14 protein-coding genes are annotated in these 18,314 nt (G+C 74.0%); 10 read left to right on the top strand and 4 right to left on the bottom strand.

What is annotated here, in order from left to right; translation table 11 throughout:
• The first annotated feature begins 339 nt into the window (after positions 1–339).
• The gene (locus tag ACFYXU_RS13920) at positions 340–2,205 is read left to right on the top strand and encodes a PAS domain-containing protein (protein WP_389457759.1); all 1,866 of its coding nucleotides are present in this window, start codon (positions 340–342) and stop codon (positions 2,203–2,205) included.
• On the top strand, positions 2,202–3,389 hold the full coding sequence (locus ACFYXU_RS13915) for a class E sortase (RefSeq protein ID WP_389458470.1): 1,188 nt from the start codon (positions 2,202–2,204) through the stop codon (positions 3,387–3,389). The genes ACFYXU_RS13920 and ACFYXU_RS13915 overlap by 4 nt, the downstream gene beginning before the upstream one ends.
• Before the next feature lie 69 nt (positions 3,390–3,458).
• Here ACFYXU_RS13915 and ACFYXU_RS13910 read toward each other — a convergent pair whose 3' ends face one another.
• Positions 3,459–4,148 carry a response regulator transcription factor gene (locus tag ACFYXU_RS13910; protein WP_389457757.1) on the bottom strand — a complete coding sequence of 230 codons (690 nt, stop codon included), beginning with the start codon at positions 4,146–4,148 and terminating at the stop codon, positions 3,459–3,461.
• Between the two features lie 291 nt (positions 4,149–4,439).
• Positions 4,440–4,922, bottom strand: coding sequence for a hypothetical protein (locus ACFYXU_RS13905; protein ID WP_389409036.1), 483 nt, complete (start codon positions 4,920–4,922; stop codon positions 4,440–4,442).
• A 688-nt stretch (positions 4,923–5,610) separates the two neighbouring features.
• Here ACFYXU_RS13905 and ACFYXU_RS13900 point away from each other — a divergent pair.
• From ACFYXU_RS13900 to ACFYXU_RS13880, 5 genes are all read left to right on the top strand, one after another.
• The gene (locus tag ACFYXU_RS13900; protein ID WP_389457755.1) at positions 5,611–7,197 is read left to right on the top strand and encodes a PAS domain-containing protein; all 1,587 of its coding nucleotides are present in this window, start codon (positions 5,611–5,613) and stop codon (positions 7,195–7,197) included.
• Positions 7,198–7,702: 505 nt separating this feature from the next.
• Positions 7,703–8,200 carry a DUF6643 family protein gene (locus ACFYXU_RS13895; RefSeq protein ID WP_361401399.1) on the top strand — a complete coding sequence of 166 codons (498 nt, stop codon included), beginning with the start codon at positions 7,703–7,705 and terminating at the stop codon, positions 8,198–8,200.
• Positions 8,201–8,254: 54 nt separating this feature from the next.
• Positions 8,255–9,079: an MOSC domain-containing protein gene (locus tag ACFYXU_RS13890; RefSeq protein ID WP_389457753.1), complete on the top strand. Its 825-nt coding sequence runs from the start codon at positions 8,255–8,257 to the stop codon at positions 9,077–9,079.
• A 119-nt stretch (positions 9,080–9,198) separates the two neighbouring features.
• Positions 9,199–9,807 carry a hypothetical protein gene (locus tag ACFYXU_RS13885; protein ID WP_376511240.1) on the top strand — a complete coding sequence of 203 codons (609 nt, stop codon included), beginning with the start codon at positions 9,199–9,201 and terminating at the stop codon, positions 9,805–9,807.
• A 215-nt stretch (positions 9,808–10,022) separates the two neighbouring features.
• Positions 10,023–12,434, top strand: a complete 2,412-nt coding sequence (locus tag ACFYXU_RS13880) for a right-handed parallel beta-helix repeat-containing protein (RefSeq protein ID WP_376511241.1) — start codon at positions 10,023–10,025, stop codon at positions 12,432–12,434.
• On the opposite strand, the gene ACFYXU_RS13875 is transcribed toward ACFYXU_RS13880, so the two are convergent.
• On the bottom strand, positions 12,404–14,803 hold the full coding sequence (locus ACFYXU_RS13875) for a hypothetical protein (protein WP_376511243.1): 2,400 nt from the start codon (positions 14,801–14,803) through the stop codon (positions 12,404–12,406). The two genes, ACFYXU_RS13880 and ACFYXU_RS13875, sit on opposite strands and share 31 nt — an antisense overlap.
• Before the next feature lie 135 nt (positions 14,804–14,938).
• Between ACFYXU_RS13875 and ACFYXU_RS13870 the strand changes: the two genes are divergently transcribed.
• The 3 genes from ACFYXU_RS13870 to ACFYXU_RS13860 all read left to right on the top strand — a co-directional run bounded on the left by ACFYXU_RS13870 (position 14,939) and on the right by ACFYXU_RS13860 (position 17,202).
• The gene (locus ACFYXU_RS13870) at positions 14,939–15,766 is read left to right on the top strand and encodes a DeoR/GlpR family DNA-binding transcription regulator (RefSeq protein WP_329849583.1); all 828 of its coding nucleotides are present in this window, start codon (positions 14,939–14,941) and stop codon (positions 15,764–15,766) included.
• On the top strand, positions 15,763–16,200 hold the full coding sequence (locus tag ACFYXU_RS13865) for an SRPBCC family protein (RefSeq protein WP_389409033.1): 438 nt from the start codon (positions 15,763–15,765) through the stop codon (positions 16,198–16,200). Before ACFYXU_RS13870 ends, ACFYXU_RS13865 begins: the two co-directional genes overlap by 4 nt.
• Positions 16,201–16,716: 516 nt before the next feature.
• A complete protein-coding gene (locus ACFYXU_RS13860) occupies positions 16,717–17,202 on the top strand; it encodes an SRPBCC family protein (protein ID WP_389457751.1) in 486 nt (161 codons plus the stop codon).
• Here ACFYXU_RS13860 and ACFYXU_RS13855 read toward each other — a convergent pair.
• Positions 17,177–18,307 (bottom strand): PLP-dependent cysteine synthase family protein, encoded by a 1,131-nt coding sequence (locus ACFYXU_RS13855; RefSeq protein ID WP_376511249.1) that lies wholly within the window; start codon positions 18,305–18,307, stop codon positions 17,177–17,179. The genes ACFYXU_RS13860 and ACFYXU_RS13855 overlap by 26 nt on opposite strands.
• Between the last annotated feature and the right edge of the window lie 7 nt (positions 18,308–18,314).

Raw genomic sequence — 18,314 nt, 5'->3', positions numbered from 1 at the left:
AGTTCCGCGTCACGGACCCCAGGCCCGGACACCAGGGGCCGCCCGGCGCCCTTCCCGGTGTTCCTCATGTCCACCTGAGCACATTCTCAAGGAACCCTTAAGAAACATCGGTCACCCCTCCCATGCCTCGGACATGCCATCAACAGATGGTTATGTTTCCGGCAGCCGTCCCCTGTGCCACGGACCGTGGGCAGCGCCGCGCTCCCGACGCCGGCACGGCTGCCCCATCACGCACCACCGCTCTCCCTCCACCCTCGTCACCGCGCGGGTCCGGGTGCCCCGACCGTCCGGCACCGCACCAGGCCCGCCGGTTCCCAGGCCCGGAAAGGAATCGTCGCCATGGTCTCGCCCCTCCCCCGAGGCACTGTCCGGCTGTCCGCCCTCCTCGATGTCCTCCCCGACGCCCTCCCGGACGGTCTCGTGCTCGTCGACGGCGCCGGCACGGTCGTCGGCGCCAACGCCCGCGCCCTCGGCATGTTCGGGACCCGCTCGGCACCCGACGGCACCCCTGCCACCGGGACCGGGACGTCCGGCTGCTCCCTCGCCGGACGCCACCTGCGCGACCTCCTGCCCGATGCGTACGCGGGAGTCCCGAGCGGTCCCTTCGCCGCTCCGGACGGCGCGGGGCGGAACCGGTCCGTGCGGACGTCCGCACGGCGTCCCGACGGGAAGACGTTCCCCGTCGAGGTCACGCCCGTCCGCCCGGAGCCCGACGGTGAGGCGCACGAAGAGGGCGAGGACGAGGAGTTGTGGGCGCTCGTCGTGCGCGACGTCACCGAGACGCTCGCCACCGAGGCCGAGCTCGCCCGGGTGCGGCAGCAGTGCGAGATGATCCTCCGCGCCACGACCGAGGGCGTCGTCGGTACGGACCTCGCCGGGCGGGTGGTCCTCGTGAACCCCGCCTTCACCCGGATCCTCGGTTACGAGCCCGGCGAGGTGAGCGGCGTCGAGCTGCACCCGACGGTCCTCCCCCGGCGTGCCGACGGCTCCCCCTTCCCGTACGAGGAGTCCGCGCTCGCCGACACGCTCAGGTCCGGCCACAAGCACCGGGTGCGCGGCCAGGTGCTGGCGGCGAAGGACGGCGGGCGCGTGCCCGTGGACCTGACGACCGCTCCGGTACGGATCGGGGACCGGCTCGTCGGGGCCGTGGTGGCCTTCTCCGACCGCAGGCCGTACGAGCGGCTGATCGAGGAGCACGCCGCCGACACCGTCGGCAGGGCCGAGCGGCACGCCGCCGACCGCAGGGAACTGGAGGCCCGGTACGCGGAGGAGCGCGCGGAGCTGGAGGCCCGGTACGCGGCCCTCGCGGCCCGCCACGCCGAGCTGACGGCGCTCCTCGGCGCTCCCGCGCGCGGGGAGCCGCAGCCGGGTCGCGAGGCCGCCGTGGACCCGGCGGGACCGGCACCGGTCGCCGTCACCCGCCATCCCACGACGCTGGGCACCGTCGTGAACGCCGGTCTGGAGAAGGCCTCGGCGCTCACCGGCTCGCACCGGGCGCAGTTCGCGGTCCACGCGCCGCCCGTCGTCGTCACCCTGGATCCCGCACACGCCTCGACCGCCCTGGCCCATCTGATCGCCGACGCGGCCGGAGTCACCTCGACCGGTGAGGCCCCTCGCCCGGGTCCCTGCGCGCGGCAAGCTGCCGACACCACCGTCGTCATCACGGCGGCGGTACGGGACGACGAGCTGCGCATCGAGGTCTGCGGCCCACGGGCCGTGAACGACCCGGCCCATCTGCTGGTCGCCCGCCGCATCGTCGACGCCCACGGCGGAGTCCTCACCGCGCGGGAGCGTCCACGGACGACGGGCCTCACCTACGTCGTCCGGATCCCCCAGGCCCCGCCGCCGGCGTCCGCCGCCGCGCTCCCGCGGCCCGCGCAAGCGTCCCCGGCCTCGCTCTCGCGGCCCGCGCAGGCGCCGGTCGCCGGGTCCTGGATCATCGGTGCGGCCGTCAGCGCCCGCCGCGACCGTGCCGCCGCGCTCCCCTCCTCCGCCCCGGGGCCGTCCCCTCTCACGGCTCAGGCCGGCCGGTCCCGCCCGTACGTCGTGCCCCCGCGCGCGGAACAGGCGACACCTCGTACGGCCTCCCCGTCCCCTGTCTCCCAGCGCCCCGAGCGCACCCAGTGGGGGCAGCGCGACACGGACGAGGCCGACCAGCAGCGCATCGTCCGTCTGCTCGCGCGGATCAGGCGTCCTTCCGCCTGACGACGTGTGACGGCGGGACCAGTACGGGGCGGACATCGGTCGCGCCGCGCCCGCCCGCCGTCACGCGCCCGCCCGCCGTCACGCGCCCGCCCGGGGTACGGGCGCGACTTCACGAGCACGGGGCGTCCGGTGATTCCGGTACGCCGCACCACCACAGGAGGCACCAGCACATGCCATGGCGCGTCGTCACCGGCCGGAGAGGCTCACGCGGCGGAGGACGGCGGGGACGTCGTGCCGCTCGGCCCCTCCACCGCGAGCACGCCCCCTCCTGGCCGTCCGCCGGGGCGGGTCCAGGTCCTCATCCGGGGACCGGGCGGGCCGAGCAGCCGTCCGCCGGGGCGGGTTCGGGTCCTCGGCCGGGGCCCGGGCGGGCCGAGCGGCGTCGGGCGGCGAAGGGCGGACGGCGCCGAAGGCGGGGCGGGGCGCCCGCGGCCCCGGAGACATCGGCCGCCGAGCGGCGTCCGCTGTCCCGGGTGGAGGCCCGCCGCGCCGCGCGGGCAGCCAGGGAGAGCACGGGCGCGGTGGCCAGTCGTGCCGTGGGTGAACTGTTCATCACCTTCGGCGTCGTCATGCTGCTGTTCGTCACCTACCAGTTGTGGTGGACGAACGTCCTGGCCGGTCAGGAGACCGACAAGGCCAAGGCCCAGATCGAGGACACCTGGGCCCACGCCGACGACGGCGGCAAACCCGAGGCCTTCGAACCCGGCAAGGGCTTCGCCATCATGTACATCCCCAAACTCGACGTCGTCGTCCCCATCGCCGAGGGCATCAGCAAGAGCAAGGTCCTCGACAAGGGCATGGTCGGCCACTACGGCGAAGGCACCCTGAAGACCGCCATGCCCGCCGACAAGGAAGGCAACTTCGCGGTCGCCGGCCACCGCAACACCCACGGCGAACCCTTCCGCTACATCAACCAGCTCAAGCCCGGCGACCCGATCGTCGTCGAGACCAAAAGCGCCTACTACACCTACGAGATGGCGAGCATCCTGCCGCAGACCTCGCCGTCCAACATCTCCGTCATCGACCCCGTACCCAAGCAGTCCGGCTTCAGGGGACCCGGCCGGTACATCACACTCACCACCTGCACCCCCGAGTTCACCAGCACCTACCGCATGATCGTGTGGGGCAAGCTCGTCGAGGAACGCCCACGCAGCAAGGGAAAGCCGCAAGCGCTCGTAGGCTGAGACCCGACACCTCCGTCGACGGGACGACGGGGCTCGTCTTCCTCGGCCCTCTCCCCGGCCTCGCGTCCCTCAGGCCCCCGACTGCGGGGCCTCCAGCTTGACGCCCGCGTGGCGGACCGTGTGCAGGTAGCGGGGGCGAGCCGCCGACTCGCCGAGCTTCCGCCGCAGCCAGGAGAGGTACGCGTCCACGGTGCGCTGACCCCGGTACGTCCGCAGCCACACCTTCTTGAAGAGTTCGCTGCGCGGTACGACGACACCGGGACGCCCGGCCAGGAACTCCAGCAGGTCGAACTCCTTGCGCGTCAGGTCGAGGTCGGTCCCGTCGAGGGACGCGCGCCGCTGTGCCGCGTCGACGGCGAGACCGCCCACCCTCAGGAGGCCGGAGGGCCTGCGGCCGGCGCCGACGACCGCGCGCCGCAGGACCGCGGCCGTCTTCGCGACGAGAAGGTCGCCGGAGAAGGGGCTCACCAGGAAGGCGTCGGCCCCCTGGGCGAGCACCCGCACGACCTCCCGCTCGTCGTGCCGCGCCGTGACGACGACGGGGATGTCCGAGTACGTGCGGAGGATCTCCAGCACGTCCATGCCGCCCAGGTCGAGCAGGCCGAGGTCGAGCACCATCAGGTCGAAGGGTTCGTCCAGGACCGCGCGCAGCGCCTCCGGCGCCGTGCCGCAGCTCCGTACCGCGTACACCTCGGAAAGACACGCGTGCAGGACGGAGCGGACAGCGGGATCGACCTCGACGAGCAGCACCTTTGCCATGCGGGGCACAGTACGTGACACACATGGCCGAAAAGATGGCACGGTGGCGCCGCGTGCGTGGTCGAGACATGGCATGTCGGGTGGCGCCAGGCTCCGTACGAGGTCAGGGCGCTGCCGGACGGGCCGCTCGCGGTCTCGGTTAAAGACCTTTAAGGCATGCCAAAGTCGGTGTTAAGGCCCTGCTTCCCCGTCGACTCCTAAGATGACATGTGTCGCCACGGGGCCGGACAAGGCATGGCCCCGACCGATGAGGCGAGCCGGGGCCGGGAAGAGCGCGCGCAAGTGCTGGAGCTACCGCTCCGACTCCTCGCGGGGAGAGACCGACGTGTAGAAGACGGAGGACCCCTGCTTGGTGCGCTGTGCCTCTCCTCGGGCGACGAGGCTCTCCAGAGAGGTGCGTACGACGGTGGTCTGGACATGGCGGTCGCTGTGCCGCGCGCTCAGAGCCGTCGTCACCTCGCGGGCGGAGCAGGGAGAGCCGCTCGCGGCGAGGTGGGCGCGGATCAGCTCGACGAGGGTGGGCCGGGCCGCCCCGGAACCGCGCTCGCCCTTCCCGGACTTCTGCCGGGGGACCACCTGATCAGATGCCGGCACCGCGGACCGAAGGGCCTCCTGGAGATGGAGAAGCACCACATGATCATGATCCAGCGCTTCGAGCTCCGCCGTCAGGCGGTCGATCTCGCCCCGGATCCTCGCCCGCTCCTCCACGTTCCGTTCGAGGTCGTCGGCGACCTTGCTGGTGTAGGCAGACGTGAGTTCCGTTTCTCCCGACACGCTTCTCTCCGTCACATGATCTCGGACGCGAATCGCTTCGCTCCGTCCAGGGCTTCGGGCGGCGACGGAATCGTCTTCGACTCCGTCGGGCGACGTCGGCTCAAGAAGTCGGCGGCGCGGAACTTCGGCGTTCCCGTCGCTGTGACTCCTTTCGGACTCACGGCCCCGCCGGGGATATCACGCAGAACGTGAAATGCGGGTGCGTCACGTACCCCTTGACGTGGGGTTCGTGGCGCTTAGCAGACGGCGATGACCGACGACCACTGTAGGGCATGGGTCCCGTTAGCAGGCTTTTGGGGATACGGCGGCCATGAAAGCGAACTATTGGCCGTGCGACCAATTCGCGTTCCGGCAACGAGGCGGAGAGGGAGAGGAAACGGAGCCGTCAGGCAGAACCATCGTGCCCGCGCGAGGAGATGCTCGGCCGCGACTCGCGTACGGGGTGCGATCGCTCCCCCGCATCGCGCCTGCCACGCTCGACGGGGCCCGCCCTTGTCCTCGGCCCCTCCTGCTCGCCACGCGAACCGCGCGTCGCGGAAGCGGAAAGGGAAGGAAGCCCGTGTCGAAGAGTGACGCCGAGGACCGCGCAGGGCAATTCCCCTTTCGCTCGGTCCCGGACATCGGGACGAGCGGGATTCCACGGCCGACACGGCAGGCACGTCAGGCACGTCAGCAGAAAGAGTCAGTGGTGAACTTCGAGAAGAACTCGACGACGCTCGCGCACGAAGACGTGCTGGACTTCGTTCCCGACGGTGTGCTGATCGTCGACGACAACGGAACCGTGACCCGTGCGAACCTGGCCGCGGCGGCACTGCTCGGATACGAACGGCACGCGGTCGAGGGCCGGGGCGTACTGGACTTCCTCCCGTCCTTCGACTGGAACCTGACCCGCCTGCCCCCGCACTCCGGGGAGTGCGGGCGCCCCCACGCCGCGGGCGTACGGACCACGGCCCGGACGCTCGGCGGCGGGGCCTTCACCGCCGAGATCAGCGCCCTGCCGCTGGACCGGGACGCCTTCCACGTCGACATCCCGGACGGCTCCTCCCTGGTGGTCTCCCTGAGGAACGTCACCCCGGCCGAGGAGGAACGGGCGGCGCTCTCGCACGCGCTGCGCCAGGCCGAGGCGGTCCTGCGCACCGCCTCCGAGGCACTCGTCGGAACCGACGCCGAGGGCAGGATCGACCTCGTCAACCCGGCAGCGGCGCGGCTGCTCCAGGGGAAGGCCTCGGATCTGGCCGGACGCGAACTCCTGCCGCTCCTCACCCCCCTCGGAGACGGCGGCGAACCGCTCGACGCGCAGACCGCCCCCTGGATCCTCGCCGTCGCGACCGGTCGCGGCGGCGGGCTCCCCGGGCAGGTGGTGCGCCTGCCCGACGGCACCCGGCTGACGGCGGACATCGCCGCACGGCCCGTCACCGAGGACGGCCGGGTCGTGGGCGCCGTCGTCGCGCTCACCGATCGCCGGCCGTACGAGGAGCTCGCCGACGCGTACCTCGCCGCGCGGACCCGCACCGCTCGCCAGCACGAGGCGGCGCTCGCACGGCAGGAACAGCGGACGGACCGCGCCGTGGACCACGCGCACGAGCTCGCCGGCTTCCTGTCCGGGCCGCTGACGCGGGCGCTTCACCACCTGCACGCCGAGACCAGCAGGCTCGCGGGCGACAGCGCCCGGCCCCTGTGGCCCGAGGCGGCCCTCGGCCTCGACACGCTGGCGGCCGAGCTGCGCATGACCATGGCCCTGGTGAGCTCCAGGTCGCGGCCGTACGTCCCTGACGGCGCGCCGGACGAGCCGCGTCGGCGCACGGTCCTCATCGACGACGTGGTGCAGGCCGGGATGAGGGCGGCGACGGCCTTCGGGGGAACGACGCACGTCGAGTTCTCCGTCCACGCGCCGAGGTTCGCCGTCCACGTGGACCCCGAGGACATGACGACCGCCGTCGGCCGCCTGATCGCCGAGGCGATCCACACCGACGAGGACGCGGCCCCTCGCGAGCCCCGTCATGTGTTCGTCGCGGCGCTCCACCGGCACAGCCTGCTGCGCATCGAGGTCCGCGGCCCCTACGGCGGCGGCGTGGGGGAACACCTCGACGTCGTCCAGGGGATCGCGCGGGCGCACGGCGGAACGCTGCACACCCACCGCGCCCCGGGATCCGGCGGCAGCACGTACGTCCTCGAACTGCCGTCGGCCGTCCGGGACGACACCGTCACCGACCCCGGGACGACATCCCCGCCCGCCCTCCGCCCCGCCGGCCGGCACCGCGCCCTGACGGCGTAGCCGACCGGGGCCCGACGTCTCCGGCGGATGCGGCGCGTTCCGTGGTCCGGCGGTGGCGGCCCCACCCTCCGGTCGAGGGCACGGCCCGCCCCTCCGATTCGACGACGGTCGCTCCGCTCCCGACGACAAGTCGGGGCTATCCGCACCGCTCCATTCCAGAACTGGCCGGCGCCGTTCGGCGGTTCGGTAGCCGGGTCGTCACGGAGCGCGCTATCGGTCGGCGGGTTGTCGACCGAACACCAGTTACGGTCGGTAATAGCGCGGTAATCCAGAGCTTCGGGTGTTCAAGATCGATACGATCCGGCCAGGTCGGCGGGGCGGAGTCCAGCCGTCCGGGACCGTCGCCGAGGCTCATCCACGGTGTGTGCATCGGGTGAAAATCTCCCGCCGTTAACACAGCCTTTAACAATGTTTCGGCAGGTCAGGACGGCAAAACCAGCGTAAAACGGATAACCCCAAGATGGGGGCTCCCCAACCAGCACATCGTGGGCTTAACTTATGTGCCATGACCTCCCCCCGCTCCACCTATGGAGGCGGTTACCACACCGCGCCGTCCTTCCCGGACACCCCGATCTACGACTCCCTGGTCGCGGAGCGGGGCACGCCTCAGATCGCCCCGATCCGAGTGCCCGCCGCCTACGACACCGGCAGCAGCTTCCCCACGAGCGGCTCCTACCTGCCGGCGCTCCCCTCGGCGCTGCCCGCCCTCCCGGCGGCGCCCGGCCCGCAGTCCGCCCCCGCCTACAACAGCGGCTACGGCTACCCTCAGCCCGCTCCGCAGATGGCCCCCGTACCGCTCCAGCACGCCCCGGCCCCCTACATCCCGCAGCAGCAGGCGGCCCCGCGCGGCTACCCGGGCGCCGGCTCGTACCCGCAGCAGCCCCGCCCGGCCGCCGCCGGATACGAGGCGATGCGCCCCGCGGCGCCCCGGCCCGCACCGGTCCCCGCCCCGGCGCCGTACGACGACCCGTACAACCGCCCCTACCAGGGCGGGGGTTACTGACCCCGCGCGGCGTTCCGGCCCCGGGAGGACCGGGGTGGCTGGCAGGATGAGGACATGCCGACTCCCGTCCTCCGCTCCGTCCACGTCCATCCCGTGAAGGCCATGCGCGCGCTGGACCGCTCGGAGGCCGAGGTGCAGCCCTGGGGGCTGGCCGCGGACCGCCGCTGGGCCGTCGTCGACGCCGCGCACAAGGTCGTGACCCAACGCCGTCACCCCCGGATGGCGTTGCTCGCGGCGCGGCCGCTGCCGGACGGCGGCGTCGTCCTGTCCGCTCCCGGCCGGGCGGACCTGGTGGTCGAGGTCCCGCACTCCTCGACCACCCTCACGATGGAGATCTTCGACAAGCCCGTGGAGGCGGTCCCCGCCGCTCCCGCCGCGGCCGCCTGGCTGTCCGCGTTCCTGGAGACCGACGTACGGCTCGCGCACATGGACGCGCCCGAGCACCGGCGGCCGGTCGACCCGGTGTACGCGCTGCCCGGCGAGACCGTCACCTTCGCCGACGGCTATCCGCTGCTCGTCACCACGACGTCCTCGCTCGACGCCCTCAACTCGCTGATCGCCGCGGGCGACCACGCCCACGAGGGCCCCCTGCCCATGAACCGCTTCGGCCCGAACCTGGTCGTCGAGGGCACCGCCCCCTGGGCGGAGGACGGCTGGACGCGGCTGACCGTCGGTGAGGTCACCTTCCGGGTCGCCCGGCCCTGCGGGCGCTGCGTCGTCACCACCACGGACCAGCACACCGCCGAGCGCGGCAAGGAACCCCTGCGCACCCTCGCCCGGCACCGCAAGAGCGACGGCCGCGTCATCTTCGGCCAGAACCTGGTCCCCGAGCACACCGGCACCGTCCGGGTCGGCGACGCCGTGAAGATCCTGGACTGACCCGGACACCGGGCCGGGGACGTCGGCGGCGCGCGTCACACTTCCCCCGCCCGGCGGGCGGGGAACCCGGCCCGGGGTCACACTCGTTGGAGGAGCGTTGACGACGAGGGGGTCCACACGTGCGCGCAGCCACCGGACTCTGGCGCTGGCGGCACAATCCCCTGCGCCGGACCACCGATCTCGTCGAGGCGTGGGTCGCCTTCGCGGCGGCCGTCCTGCTCTGCCTCGCGGTGCCCCTGACCGGCTGGGCGGCCGGCACCTCCGCCTACGGCTCGCTGTCGCGCGCGGTCCGCACCCAGCAGGAGCAGCGGCTGCCGACGACGGCCCGGGTGGTGCGGCTCGCCGACGGCCCGGTGAGCGGCCCCCGGTCCGTCGAGACGGCCGGCGAGGAGCGGCTGCGGCGCTCCGTGGTGGCCCGCTGGACGGCGCCGGACGGGTCGGCCCGCACGGGGACGGTGGCGACCGCCCGGCGGCACTCCGCGCCCGGCTCCTCGTTCCGGCTCTGGACGGACCGGGACGGGCGGCCGGTGGGCCCTCCCCTGGGGGAGGCGGCGGCGCGGGCGCACGCGGTGGTCGCCGGTGTGACCGCCGGGCTCCTGGCCGGCGTGCTGGTGGAGCTGGTCCGCCGTCTCGCCGTACGGAGACTGGTGCTGCTGCGGTACGCGCGCCTGGACCGGGCGTGGGCCGCGGCGGGTCCCGACTGGGGCCGTACGGGCACGGGCAGCTGAGCCCGGCACGCCCGCCGGACCACGTTCGGGTGAGACCGCTCCGCGACCGGGTTCGACCGCTCCGGACCACCCGGGACCGGCGGTGACGCGTGTCCGGCACCGCCGGGCGTCCGGCGCGGGTGCGGGCCGCCGACCCGTCAACCCGGGGGCGCCGCGCGCGCTACGGTGGGGCATCGGATCAGCGGCGAGGCATGAGGCGGGGGCAGGACACACCCATGGCACAGGGCACGGTCCAGGTGACGCACACCGGCACATCGCGGTGGCGGCGCCGCACGGGTGAGTACCCCTCTCTCGCCGCCGCGCTGGAGGCCGCCGGCGACGGGGACGTCCTCACCGTCGCGCCCGGCACCTACCGGGAGAATCTGGTGGTCCGGCGCGCCATCACCCTGCGGGGCCCCGAGGGCGGGGTCGGCTCGGTGCGGATCGCGCCCCCGGACGGGGTCCCGCTGACCCTGCGGGCCTCCGTCGTCGTCCAGGACCTGCACATCGAGGGGCAGGACGTGGCCGCGCCCGCCCTGCTCGTCGAGGACGGCACCCCCGAACTGCTCGACCTGCGGATCATGACCCGCTCGGCCGCCGGGATCGAGGTCCGGGGCGCCGCCCGCCCGACGGTCCGCCGCTGCACCGTCGACAATCCGGCCGGGGTCGGCATCGCCGTGCTCGACGGCGCGGGCGGGGTGTTCGAGGAGTGCGAGGTCGTCTCCGCCGGGCAGGCCGGGGTCTCGGTGCGCGGCGGGGCGCATCCGCGCCTGGAGCGCTGCCGGGTGCACCACGCCTCCGGCGCGGGGATCGCCGTGACCGGCGAGGGCACCGGCCTGGAGGGCGTCGGCTGCGAGGTGTACGAGATCAAGGGCGCCGGACTCCAGATCGCGGCCCGCGCCACCGCCCACCTCACCGACTCCTCGGTGCACCGCACCTCGGCGGACGGCATCACGCTCGACACGGACGCGGTCCTGACGCTCTCGGACTGCGACATCCACGACGTCCCGGAGAACGCGGTCGACCTGCGCTCGCGCTCCGTCCTCACGCTGACCCGGTCGACGGTCCGCCGCTTCGGGCGCAACGGCCTCTCGGTGTGGGATCCGGGGACGCGGGTGGACGCCAACCAGTGCGAGATCCACGACAGCACGGGCGACTATCCGGCGGTGTGGGTGAGCGACGGCGCGACCGCGGTCCTCGACGCCTGCCGCGTGCACGACGTCCCGGACGCGCTGTTCGTCCTCGACCGGGGCTCGCGCGTGGACGTCGTCGACAGCGATCTGACCCAGGTGCGGAACACGGCGGTGTCCGTGAGCGACGGGGCCACCGCCCAGCTCGACGACTGCCGGATCAGGGAGGCCTCCACGGGCGCCTGGTTCCGGGACCACGGCAGCGGCGGCACCCTCGGCGGCTGCACGATCGACTCCGTGCAGACCGGCGTCATCGTGACCAAGGGCGCCGATCCCACGATCGACCGGTGCGTGGTCACCTCGCCCGCCGAGGCCGGGTTCTACGTGTCGGCGGAGGGCCGCGGCTCCTTCCACGGCTGCCGGGTGACGGGCAGCGGCGGATACGGCTTCCACGTCACGGACGGCTGCCGCACGATCCTGCGCAAGTGCCGCACGGAGCGGTGCGCGCGCGGCGGGTACGAGTTCCCCGAGGAGGGCGCGAGCGCCGAGGACTGCACCAGCGACGAGAGCGCGGTCCGCTCCTCCGTGCCCGACGGCGGAACCGTCCTGACGGCCACGCAGTCCCCGGGTCTGCTCGGCACGGTGCCCACGGCGCGCGAGCCGGTCCCGGCCGCCGCCCCGGCCGTGCCGGAGCCCGCGCCGGAGGCCCGCTCCTCGCAGGACGTGCTCGGCGAACTGGACGCCCTGGTGGGTCTGGAGAGCGTCAAGCTGGAGGTCCGGACCCTCACCAACATGATCGAGGTGGGGCGCAGGCGCCAGGAGGCGGGCCTGAAGGCGGCCTCCGTCCGCCGCCACCTGGTCTTCACCGGGAACCCGGGCACCGGCAAGACGACCGTCGCCCGGCTCTACGGCGAGATCCTGGCCTCGCTCGGGGTCCTGGAGCGCGGGCACCTGGTCGAGGTCTCCCGGGTGGACCTGGTCGGCGAGCACATCGGCTCGACGGCGATCCGCACGCAGGAGGCCTTCGACCGGGCGCGGGGCGGGGTGCTCTTCGTCGACGAGGCCTACGCCCTGTCGCCCGAGGACTCCGGGCGGGACTTCGGCCGCGAGGCGATCGACACGCTCGTGAAGCTGATGGAGGACCACCGGGACGCGGTGGTCGTCATCGTCGCCGGGTACACCGCCGAGATGGAGCGCTTCCTCACCGTCAACCCGGGCGTGGCCTCCCGCTTCTCGCGGACCATCTCCTTCGGCGACTACGCGCCGGAGGAACTGCTGCGGATCGTCGGCCAGCAGGCGGACGAGCACGAGTACCGGCTCACCCCGGGCACGGACGAGGCCCTCCTCGCGTACTTCGAGAAGCTGCCGAAGGGTCCGGCGTTCGGCAACGGACGCACGGCGCGGCAGACCTTCGAGTCCATGGTGGAGCGGCACGCGGGCCGGGTCGCCGCGCTCGCCGAGGCGAGCACGGACGACCTGACGCTGCTCTATCCGGAGGACCTTCCCGAGCTGCCCTGATCCGCCCCCTCGTCCGCGGCCCGCTGCCGGGGCAGGGCGGGCGGCAGCCGGTCGAGGAGCTTCGAGCGGCACCGCGCGAACGCCGGGTCGGCCTGGTAGTCGGAGTGGCCCAGGATCGGTTCGGGCAGCGGGTGCGCGCGGGTCCGGCCGTACGCGACGGGGTCGAGGAGCACCGCCGCGTCGACGGCCGGTCTGCCGTCCTCGGCGGGCACCCGGACGGGGCCGCCGATCGGGTCGGTGGCGCGGTACAGGTTGCTCCAGCAGTGCACCGTGCGGTTCAGGCCGCGCAGTGCCTCGGGGCCGAAGTAGGCGGGGAACCAGCGGCCGTAGAGCCGCTCCAGGGGTGAGCCGTACGTGAGCAGCGCGACCCTGCTCCGGGTCGCGGGCAGCAGCTGCCAGACGGCGGCCGCCGCCAGCACGCTGCCCTGGGAGTGGCCCGAGATGACGAGCCGCCCGCCGGTGGCCCGGGTCCAGGAGCTCATCCGCCAGGTGAGGTCGGGGACGGCGCGCTCGGCGTAGCAGGGCGGGGCGAACGGGTGGGCGGCCCGGGGCCAGAACGTGCCCACGTCCCAGAGGATGCCGATGGTGCGGCGGGCGGAGGCGTCCTTGTAGGCGCGCCGGCCCCAGGTGACGAAGAGCAGGAAGCCCAGGCCGATCATCCAGGAGCCGAGGGCCTGGGTGACGGAGGCCAGGGAGGCGATCGCGGGATGGGCCCCGTCGAAGGCGCGGCCGGGCACGTTCCCGCTGGCCCAGGCACCGGCGACGGACGCGGCCCCGAGCAGCAGCGTCGCGCCCGAGACCACGCCGACGAGGACGGGCGCGGAGTCGGTGAGGGAGGCGCGGGCCCGGTCGGCCGCGATCTGTCCCGTACGGACGGGGTCGCGCTCGGCGGCGGCGTCGTAGTCGGCCTCGACGGCGGAGCGCAGGCGCCGGGCGTCGAGGGCGGTGCGTACGGCGAGGAGGGCGGCCGGCACGAGGAGCAGCAGGAGCAGGAGCGGGATGACCGAGGCCTGCCAGCTGAGGAGCACCGGCGGGCCGATCCGGGGACCGCTGTGATCGCCCATGCCGGGGGTGGCGGGGCCGTCGAGCCAGTCGGCGACCCGCTGTGCCACGCCTCCGGACATGACGCCGCCGAGCGCGCAGGCGAGCATGGCGACGGCGGGCCCGCCGAGTCCGCGCAGCGCGGTGCGGGGGTCTCTGCGGGGGCGCTGGAGGAGCAGGGCGACGACCCCGAGGACGACGACGAGACCGCCCTGGGCGAGGGTGAGCGCGCCGAAGACGGCGTCGCCCGGAAGGGTCCCGCTGGAGGTCCAGCCGGGGCGCGCCCAGCCGGCGTGCAGGGCGGCGAGCGCCAGCAGGAGCAGGGACGCGGCGGGCAGCCAGGAGACGAGCGCCCGTTCGACGCGCCAGTCGAGGCGGCGCTCGCTGCGGCCGCGCCGGCAGACGACCCAGAGCACGACGAGGGCGAGGAACGCGACGGCGCCCCGCAGCCCCCAGCCGAGCACCGTACGGGGGCCGGGGAGGCCGGCGTCGTGGCGGGCGGTCGCCGTGACGAGGGCGGCGGCGACGGTGAGGAACCCGGCGGCGGTGTGGGCGGCGCGGAGGCGGGCGACGAGCCGGCGGCCGTACCAGAAGCCGGGGCGGCCGAGCGCGGGCCGGAGCTCGACGGGACCGGCGGGGTCGGCGGCGTCCGCGGCCTCCGTGTCGGCCGGGGGCTCCGCGACGGGCACGTCGTATCCCGTGGGCGGGCGCTGTGCCTCGTACGCGCTCCAGGTCCGGTTGGAGAGGTACCAGAGCAGGCCCACGAGCACGGTCGGCACGACGGCGGCCAGGGCGAGGCGGCGGCCGGGCACGGACCACCAGCCGCCGCGCCCGGCGGAGAGGAACCCGAGCCAGGAGTACCGGTCGGTGCAGGCGGTGGTGGCGGCGCACTGCCAGGCCGTCAGGTCGAGCGCGACCTCGCAGGCGGCGGCGGTCAGGAGCACGGTGAGGGTGAGGGCGACGAGCCGGACGAGGACGCCGTAGAGCCGCACGAGCCCCGGCCTGCCTTGGGAGGGCGGCCGCATCCAGTGCGCCAGATTGGCCACCATGAAGGGCAGGAGCAGCAGCCACAGGGCCCGGGCGCCGTCCCCGGAGGTCAGGTTGGACCAGCAGTACGCCTCCGGGACGGGGCGTGCCGCGTACCGCTCGGGGTGGTCCTCGGCGTCGAGGTCCTCGCCGCGCCGGTACATCGCGGCGGTCCGGTCGCCGGTGACGCGGACGGTCCTGGGGTCGTCGAGCATGTCCTGGGGGGTGGCTCCGCCGACTCCGTGGACGAGGAGTTCGAGCGCCGCGCCCCCGCTCTCCGGGGCGGGTGTGGCAGGGGACACTGAGGCGACTTCCTCTCGGAGTGGGAAGATGCGTCGTCGGCAAACAGGATCCCGGAAAGCCGTGCGGCCGCGCACGGACTCTCACCGAATCCGACAATCATCCCCTTGTCTCCTGCGGAAGGACCGGCCCCGGCGGTGACTGACAACCAGAACCTCCTCGCGGAGCAGCGGCGTGCCCTGATCCTCGACGAGGTACGGCGGCGTGGCGGCGTGCGGGTCAACGAACTGACCCGCCGTCTGAACGTCTCGGACATGACGATCCGCCGCGACCTGGACGCGCTGGCCCGGCAGGGCATGGTCGCCAAGGTCCACGGCGGGGCCGTTCCGGTGGTCGAGGCGAGCACCCACGAGCCCGGCTTCGAGGCGAAGTCGGTGCTGGAGCCGAGCGCCAAGGACGAGATCGCCCGGACGGCGGCGGCGCTCGTCGCGCCGGGCACGGCGATCGCCCTGTCCGGCGGCACGACGACCTACGCGCTCGCCCGCCACCTGCTCGACGTGCCGGACCTCACCGTGGTGACCAACTCGGTGCGGGTCGCCGACGTGTTCCACGAGGCGCAGCAGACCGGCGCCGGGGGCGAGTCGCGGCGCGGGGCGGCGACGGTCGTCCTGACCGGCGGGGTCCGCACGCCGTCCGACGCGCTCGTCGGGCCGGTCGCCGACCGGGCGATCCGCTCGCTCCACTTCGACCTGCTCTTCCTCGGCGTGCACGGGGTGTCCGCGGAGGCCGGGCTCTCGACGCCGAACCTGGCGGAGGCCGAGACCAACCGGTGCCTGATGCGCTCGGCGCGGCGGGTCGTGGTCGTCGCCGACCACACCAAGTGGGGCACGGTGGGACTGAGTTCCTTCGCCTCGCTCGACGAGGTCGACACCTGGGTGACGGACCGCGGCCTGCCCGACGGGGTACGCACCGAGGTCGCGGAGCACCTGCCGGGTCTCGTGGTGCCGGGCGAGGAGCAGGCGTGAGCCTCATCCTCGTCGAGCGGACCGTGCCGCTGGCGCCGGAGGAGGTGTGGCTCCGGCTCACCGACTGGCGGGCGCACGGCCGTCAGGTGCCGCTGACCCGGACGCGGGTCCTGACGCCGGGGCCGAACGGCGCGGGGACGCGGTTCACCGCGCGGACGGGCATCGGGCGGCTGTCCTTCGACGACCCGATGGAGGTCGTGCGCTGGGAACCCCCGTCGGCCGGCCGGCCCGGCGTCTGCCGCCTGGAGAAGTCGGGGAGGGTCGTGCGGGGGTGGGCGCGGATCGAGGTGACGGGGGCGGAGGGCGGCTCCCGGGTGTACTGGACGGAGGAGCTGACGCTGCGGGGCGTGCCGCGCGCCCTGGACCCACTGCTGGCGGCGACGGGCCGCGCCCTCTTCGGCCGAGCACTGGACGGGCTGCTGCGGGGGCGGTGAGGGGTGGCCCGCCGGGGCGGCGCGCCCGCCGGCCCTGTTGTGGGCGGCGCCCCACCGTTGTGGGCAGGCGTTCCGCAAGGGGCGATGGGGGTCCCCCCTGCTCGAGCGAAGCCGAGAGCTTGGGGGAGGGTGGGCACAACGGAACGGCGCCCTTGCCGGCGCGGGAGGCTCCTGGGCCTGAACCCGCACCGCAGGTAACGGCACCTTTGTGGTGCGGGCCAGGGCACGGAACGCGGAGGCGCCGCTAAGGGGCGCCGTCCCGTGTGCCCACCCGTCCCGCCCCAGCGGGACGATTGCCCACACGGGGCGTGGCCGGAGGCCCGCCCACACCGCGAGGCGCAAACCAACCGGGGCGCGGGCCCGCGCAGATGGCGGGCCCGGACCGGGACGCAGGCCCCGCGGGCGCAAGGGCCCGTCGGCGCGGGCGCGTGGGCTCGGGCCCCGCAGGCCCAGCCCCTGGGATGTTGACGAGGTGTCAGCTATCGTGCTCCATCCATTCGCGCCCCGGGAGGACCCATGCCCCGCCGACTGCGCCCCGTGGAGCTCGACTTCACCGTCTCCGCGCCCGTCCGTCTCGTCTTCGTCGCGACCCTCGCCGCGCCGCCCCCGGCCGTCTACCGGTCGGTGGCCGTGGAGGTGGGGAGCCTGCCGTCCTGGTTCAGCGCCGTGGTGTCGGCCGTGCCGACGGGCGACGGCGCGGGGCGGAGCGTGCGGCTGCGCGGCGGGATCGCGTTCGACGAGACGATCCTGGCGTCGGAGCCCGGCCTCCGCTACGCGTACCGGGTGGACGTCACGAACGCCCCCGGTGTGACCGCCATGGCGGAGGAGTGGAGCCTCTCCCCCGCCGGCACGGGCACCCGGCTGCGCTGGACGATGGCCGCCGACGGCTCCGCCCCGTTCCGGCTCGCGCTGCGCCTCGCGGCGCCGGGAGTCGGCTACTCCTTCCGGGACGCCGCCCGTCGGCTGGACCGGCGGCTCACTCCGGCCATGCCCCCGTCGTGAGGAACCGCTCGATGGCGGCGGAGTACGGGGCGATGTCCAGGCCCTGCGCGGCCAGCCAGTCGTCGGAGTAGTACTTGTCGAGGTAGCGCTCGCCGCCGTCGCAGATCAGGGTGACCACGCTGCCGGTGCGGTCGTGGGCGACCATCTCGGCCACGATCTTGAAGGCGCTCCACAGACCGGTGCCGGTGGAACCGCCCGCCTTGCGGCCGATCGCCGTCTCCAGGGCGCGGACGGCGGCGACGCTCGCCGCGTCGGGGACCTTCATCATGCGGTCGACCGCGCCCGGCACGAAGCTGGGCTCCATGCGGGGGCGGCCGATGCCCTCGATGCGCGAGCCGCAGTCGGAGGTGGCGTGCGGGTCGTGGTGCGTCCAGCCGTCGAAGAAGCACGAGTTCTCCGGGTCGGCGACACAGATCCGGGTGTCGTGCTGGAGGTAGTGGACGTAGCGGGCGATGGTCGCCGAGGTGCCGCCGGTCCCGGCGGTGGCGACGATCCAGGCCGGTTCGGGGTACCGCTCCAGCTTCAGCTGCTGGTACATCGACTCGGCGATGTTGTTGTTGCCGCGCCAGTCGGTGGCGCGCTCCGCGTAGGTGAACTGGTCCATGTAGTGGCCGCCGGTGCGCTCGGCGAGGGCCGCGGCCTCCTCGTACATCGTGCGCGAGTCGTCGACGAAGTGGCACTGTCCGCCGTGGAATTCGATGAGCCGGCACTTCTCGGGGCTGGTCGTGCGGGGCATGACGGCGATGAAGGGGACGCCGATGAGCTTCGCGAAGTACGCCTCGGAGACGGCCGTCGAGCCGCTGGACGCCTCGATGACGGGCTTTCCGGGCCGGATCCAGCCGTTGCAGAGCCCGTACAGGAAGAGGGAGCGGGCGAGGCGGTGCTTGAGGCTGCCCGTCGGGTGCGTCGACTCGTCCTTCAGGTAGAGGTCGATGCCCCACTTCTCGGGGAGGGGGAAGCGCAGCAGATGGGTGTCGGCGGAGCGGTTGGCGTCGGCCTGGACCTTCCGCACGGCCTCCTTCAGCCAGGCCCGGTACGCCGGGTCGCTGCGGTCGACGTCGACGGTGGCCGCCGCGGCGGTCGCACTCTCGTGGGTGGTGCTCATCCGTCCC

The organism is Streptomyces sp. NPDC002232 (assembly GCF_042890295.1).
Classification (GTDB): domain Bacteria; phylum Actinomycetota; class Actinomycetes; order Streptomycetales; family Streptomycetaceae; genus Streptomyces.
The sequence above is the reverse complement of the archived record's forward strand: the minus strand, read 5'-3'. Positions and strand labels throughout refer to the sequence as shown.